Source organism: Sphingobium psychrophilum (genome assembly GCF_012927105.1).
Classification (GTDB): Bacteria; Pseudomonadota; Alphaproteobacteria; order Sphingomonadales; family Sphingomonadaceae; genus Sphingobium; species Sphingobium psychrophilum.
In genome coordinates this window covers 1-5471 of sequence record NZ_JABBFV010000051.1, presented here as the reverse complement: position 1 = coordinate 5471, position 5471 = coordinate 1, and the positions used below count along the sequence as shown (strand labels likewise).

Annotated in this window: 4 protein-coding genes and 1 pseudogene; 3 read left to right on the top strand and 2 right to left on the bottom strand. The window is 59.6% G+C overall.

The window, feature by feature from the left end; all coding sequences use genetic code 11:
- Nucleotides 1-84: 84 nt before the first annotated feature.
- Both HHL08_RS25865 and HHL08_RS25860 read right to left on the bottom strand, forming a co-directional pair.
- A complete protein-coding gene (locus HHL08_RS25865) occupies nucleotides 85-876 on the bottom strand; it encodes a zinc ribbon domain-containing protein (RefSeq protein WP_328804755.1) in 792 nt (263 codons plus the stop codon).
- Nucleotides 877-897: 21 nt separating this feature from the next.
- Nucleotides 898-1700, bottom strand: a pseudogene (locus HHL08_RS25860) (recombinase family protein); the annotation flags it as partial.
- Between the two features lie 502 nt (nucleotides 1701-2202).
- Between HHL08_RS25860 and HHL08_RS24865 the strand changes: the two are divergent.
- Genes HHL08_RS24865 through HHL08_RS24855 form a run of 3 tightly spaced genes read left to right on the top strand, consistent with a single transcriptional unit; the run spans nucleotide 2203 to nucleotide 5089 of the window.
- A complete protein-coding gene (locus HHL08_RS24865) occupies nucleotides 2203-3642 on the top strand; it encodes an ATPase domain-containing protein (protein WP_169575540.1) in 1440 nt (479 codons plus the stop codon).
- The gene (locus HHL08_RS24860) at nucleotides 3639-4706 is read left to right on the top strand and encodes a sensor histidine kinase (protein WP_169575539.1); all 1068 of its coding nucleotides are present in this window, start codon (nucleotides 3639-3641) and stop codon (nucleotides 4704-4706) included. Before HHL08_RS24865 ends, HHL08_RS24860 begins: the two co-directional genes overlap by 4 nt.
- A 5-nt stretch (nucleotides 4707-4711) precedes the next feature.
- Entirely contained in the window at nucleotides 4712-5089 is a 378-nt protein-coding gene (locus HHL08_RS24855; RefSeq protein WP_169575538.1) for a response regulator, read from the top strand.
- Nucleotides 5090-5471 lie beyond the last annotated feature (382 nt).

Below are 5471 nucleotides of genomic sequence, written 5' to 3'. Positions count from 1 at the left end.
TGCTCAGCGATGGACGTCTCACGACCAAGGCCTGGCACCAATTCCTCGATGACTTTATCGACGATCCCGAACTCGCCGCGCGCTTCAAGGCCCATAAGCCGCGGTAACAATCGGACGGTTACGTTCGATCCACTCCAGGATCCGGCCAAACTCGCCGTAGAGCATGGCGTTGACCTCACCGCGCTTCGCCCCGGGCGTTAGGTCGATGCGCTCGATCAGCGTCCGCAACGCATCAGCGGCTTCCTGGCGCTCCTCCGGCTGTGATAGTGCATGCGTCAGTCGCTCGACCTTGCGCCGATAAATCTCGGAGATGTTGGGATGGATATCCGGCACATCCGCCGGTGCCGTAGCGAGCCGTGCGCGGATCGCATCCTCCTGCGCTTCTAGTTCCACAAGCTCATCGACAAGCGCGCGTGTGCCCTTGCCTTCCTTCGCGAGTGTCACAAGGCCCTTGATCGCCTTGAGGACTTTCTGCAGGTCGGTTCGATCGGCGATTTCTGACGCGCGGCGCTGGTGATTGATCCGGTTGCTCTCCTCGACATAGGTCCGAATGGCCTCTGCCGCGACCTCCGGGGTCATCATCCGATCGCGCAGACCATCAAGGACGCGTGCTTCGAGTTTGTCGCGCGTGATGCTATGCCCGTTCGAGCAGCTTTTCATAGCAACATGGTTCGAACAGGCAAACCGCCCCTGCCCGCGAAGGGAATGAGGACCGCCGCAGCAGCCGCAATAGACCAAGCCGGACAGCAGGCTTTTCGGGCGATGCGTGCGATTAAGAGCTGTATGGGCGGAGCGGGTTGCCTCGATGACGTCGGCATATTGGATCGCGATACTCTCCTGCCTTGCCTTCACGGCCTGCCAGAATTCTTCATCCACGATCCGCAGGTCAGGAACCTCGGTTACAATCCATTCGGATTTGGAATTGATGCGGGAAACCCGCTTGCCGGTTTGCGGGTTTTTCAGATAGCGCAGTCGGCTCCAGACGAGTTTGCCGATATAAAGCTGATTGTTGAGCAGGCCGGTACCACGCTTGGCGTGGCCGCGGATCGTGGTTGAGGTCCACAGCTTGCTGATGGTGCTGGAATGCCCATCTCATTCAGGCGGCAGGCAATCGCATGCGGGCTGAGCCCATTGGCGAACTGTCGAAAAACCTGGCGAATGACTTCAGCTTCCGCGGCATTGATACTCCGCTTGCCATGCACAGGTTCGCCTTCGTTGGAGAAGCGTCGCACGACATCATAGCCAAAGCAAAGCCCGCCCCCGGATTTACCCTTCTCGACGCGGCCGCGCAGACCGCGATGGGTCTTCTTCGCAAGATCCTTGAAGAACAGGGCGTTCATCGTGCCCTTGAGACCGACATGCAGTTCGGAAACTTCGCCCTCGGCCAGCGTAACGATCTGCACGCCAGCGAACTGGAGATTCTTGTAGAGCGTCGCGACGTCGGCCTGGTCGCGCGACACCCGATCCAGCGCTTCGGCGAGCAGAATGTAGAAGCGCCCCATCTGCGCATCCTGCAAAAGTGACTGGATGCCGGGACGGAGAATGACGCTCGCGCCGGAGATCGCTGCATCCTTATAGTTGGCGACAATTCGCCAGCCTTCGCGCGCCGCCTGTTCACGGCATATCAAAAACTGGTCGTCGATGGATGCAGGGCTCTGCTTGTCATCGGAATAGCGGGCATAAAGCGCTACGCGGAGCATTCGGAGTCTCCAGAGATCGGCTTTGTCTTCAGTCTACAGATTTGACCATCCTTGCCAATCTGGGGAAGATACCAAAATTAGAGTGTGCTTTTATGCTGCCCTGAGGTTCCGCCAACATGCCCGACTGGGCCTTCGAGAGAACGGTTGATGAGCCCTCGCAGGGTTATACCGTCTCTGCAGCCGACCTCACCTTGTTTAGCGAACGACATGCGGACGGGCTGTGATAGCCAAGACCGTTACCCTGATCTCCCGACAGAGCCAAAGAGGCACCGTCGGGAGTGGGGAGGCCCACTTGGGGGGTAAGCAAACCTCATCCTTCGCTACTCCACCATCGCTCGGAGGAAACGCTCTTCTCGCCAGATCGGGGCAGGAATGGGACGTCCTGACCGGCTCACTGGAAGCCATACATCTACGTTTTCGGTCGAAGCCAAAGCGGCTTCTCTCCATCTCACTGGCAAATCGGCGTCGATTATGCGATCCGATCGCAAACGAGGAGACATGTGTGAGCAAGCGTAAAGCACAGCCTGTAGTCGCGACAGGCGTGGCGGGACTGGACGAAATCCTGCGCGGCGGCCTGCCGGCATCGAATCTGTATATGCTTCAGGGCGCGCCGGGTGCGGGCAAGACGACAGCCGCTCTGCAATTCTTGCGCGCGGGCGTAGAAGCCGGGGAAAGATGCATCTACGTAAGCCTTTCTCAGACAGCCGCTGAGCTGAAATCGATCGCCCTATCGCATGGCTGGACGTTGGACGGGATCCGGATCGAGGAACTGTCGGCGTCCGACGCCGTCAATGGCGCGGCGGATCAGACCATCTTCCAAACCGCAGAACTCCGCCTGGACGAAACGCGCCAAGCGATCGAGCTGGCGATCGAGGAGCATAAGCCGCACCGGCTCGTCTATGACTCGCTGCTGGAAATCCGGCTCATCACGGGCGACACGCCCCGGTTCCGCCGCGAATTGCTCGGCTTCAAGGCATTCCTCGCACAACGCAAGGTCGTCGCGCTCCTGCTCGACACCCAGACCAATGAGGCGGCATCCAACGGCGAGGAGGTCGAAGGCATCGCGCATGGCGTCATCCGCTTCGACAAGTCATTGCAGGACTATGGCTCGGTGCGCCGGCGGATCGAGGTGAGCAAGATGCGCGGTGTGCCGATCGCCGATGGCTATCACGACATGGCGATCCGAGAAGGCGAAGGCGTCGTGGTGTTCCCCCGGATCGTCCCTGGCGAAGCGGTGGATTCCCGCAAACCGCAGCTGATCAAGTCGGGTGTCGACGCGCTCGACGACATGTTTGGCGGCGGCCAGGAATCGGGCACCACGACCCTGGTCATCGGCCAGTCCGGCACTGGCAAGTCGACCATGGCCTCGCTCTATTCGACCGCAGCGCTCAAGCGGGGCGAAACGGTCGCCCTGTTCCTGTTCGAGGAGCGGCTGGAGACTTTTTTCCGGCGTTCCGAAGGGCTGGGCATGGATTTGCGGCAGTTCCACAAGGACGGCCAGCTGATCATCCGAGATTTCAATCCCAATGAAATCTCGCCCGGAGAATTTGCCCAGATCGCGCAGTCGATCGTCAAGGATTTCAAGACCCGCGTCGTGGTCATCGACAGTTTCACGGGCTATCTCAACTCGCTTCCGCACCGTGACAAGGCGGTGCGCGATATTCAGTCGCTCCTCAAATATTTGGCGCGGTCGGGCGTGCTGACCATGCTGATCGTCGCCCAGCATGGCTTGCTCGGCCAGAATGTCGGCATCGACGTAGACGTGAGCTTCCTGGGCGACACGGTGCTGCTGCTGCGGATCATGGAGGATGATGGTCGCCTGCGGCGCAACATCACGGTCGTCAAAAAGCGCCATGGGCCGCACGACCTCAATGTCCATGAGCTGTTGATCGAAAGCGACGGCGTCAAGGTCGTGCCGTTCAACCCGCTGCCGACGCCATGAGCGAAGCCGATCTGGTCGAGCCGGGCGCGCTCGACCAGGTTCTCATTCTTGCACCCTATCGACGAGACGCGGCCTATCTGGGCCAGTTGCTCGCTGAATATGATATGGCCGTAACAACCTGCGCGTCAGCAGAAGAGTTGGCGGGACATCTCGTGCCTGGACCGGGCGTGTTTGTGACGACCCATGAGGCATTGACGCCAGCCCTCATCGACATCGTCGCAAAGCATCTGAGCGCGCAGCCGCCCTGGTCTGAAATGCCCATCGTGGTACTGCTCGATCGCGCATCGCCCAACAGCCGGATACGCGGCCAGTTGGCGGCCGCATGGCCACGGTCGCGCCAGCTTTTCTATCAGCGCCCGCTGACGCAGGTCGAACTGGTCAGCGGTATCCAGTCGGCCCTGCTGGCGCGGATGCGGCAGCGGGAGGTGCGCGATCATATCGAGCGCGAGATCGAACTGCGGCGGGAGCTGAACCACCGCGTCAAGAATATCTTGGCCAGCGTGTCGTCGATCTTCGAGATGACGCGCCGCGGGGCGACCAGCGTGGAAGCGCTTGCGGGCGATTTCGGCGCCCGCCTGACGGCGCTTTCCAACGTGCATTCGGCGGTGTTCGAGGCCAAAGGGGAATCGATCTCTATCGCCGAGATCGCACAGCTCACCTTCGATCCCTACCGGCAGATGGGGATAAGCCGGATCGACGCCGCGGGTCCGCCGATCATGCTCACTCGCGAGGCAGGGACGACACTGGCGCTCTGTCTGCACGAGTTGACGACGAACGCGATCAAATATGGCGCCTTATCCGTCCCCGACGGCCGGGTTACATTCTGTTGGGACATCCTTGCCGACTATGGTCCTGAACTGTCAGTCCTGTGGCAGGAAGCGGGCGGTCCGCCCGTCGTTGCGCCATCGCGCTCAGGCTATGGCACGCGTTATCTGCGCGCTGCGCTGGCCGGCCTGTTGGGTACCAAACCCGACATCCAATTTGTGCCCGAGGGCCTGCGATGCGAGGTTCGGGGACCACTAGTACGCGTCGCCTGCAACCCGAAAGCCCCTGCCGACGTTTGAGACTCATGACATCAGACAGCAGCGAGACTCGCCCAAAACTCCGGATCTATTGTGTTGAAGACAATCCCCTCATTGTGTTTCACATAGAGCATCTGATCGAGGAGGCGGGCCATGTTCTGGTCGGTTTTGCCGACAGCTTCTCTCAGCTGAAGGGCGATCCTGTGGTGGCCGACATAGACGGTGCCCTTGTCGATATCGACCTAGCTGACGGCCGCACCGGCCCTGATGCAGCCGCATGGCTCAAGCAACGAGGGATCCCGTCGATCTTCGTGACGGGCCAGCAGGATGTCGCAGATATCTATGCCGATCGGGTCGTGGCTGTGGTCATCAAACCCATCGTTGCTGATGAGTTTGCGCATAAAATCAGCCTTTTATGCGGTTGAACATGATCCGCGCCGGTTAGCGGCGTTAATAATTTAACGTAACTGATTTGGGCTGGAAGCTAATCCTCTCTCATCCCTGGTCATCGGGCATGGATTGGTGCACCCTTACTGCCGGTCGGAAAAGCAGGTTTCCTTACTCTATAGAGATAGCATAACTTTGTAGCTACTCAACAGGGGCGCGCTCAATCTGCCTTCTCAGCTTTGAGGGAATTTTCGCTAAGCAGCATTCAAATGAGCGGAACTGGCTTTAGCAGACTGACTAATACCAACCTTCCATGATGCTGACTCATGTAGGGGATTCCCAAAGCGGCAAATTTCTGAATCTATGGGCGCCGATTGGAGGGCATGGCCATGGGTGCAGCGATTGGACTGCGGGACGACT

What these genes read in the sequence shown, in the direction of transcription:
- HHL08_RS24860 (WP_169575539.1), top strand. Translation starts at nt 3,639, where the DNA reads ATGAGCGAAGCCGATCTGGTCGAGCCGGGCGCGCTCGACCAGGTTCTC.
- HHL08_RS24855 (WP_169575538.1), top strand. Translation starts at nt 4,712, where the DNA reads ATGACATCAGACAGCAGCGAGACTCGCCCAAAACTCCGGATCTATTGT.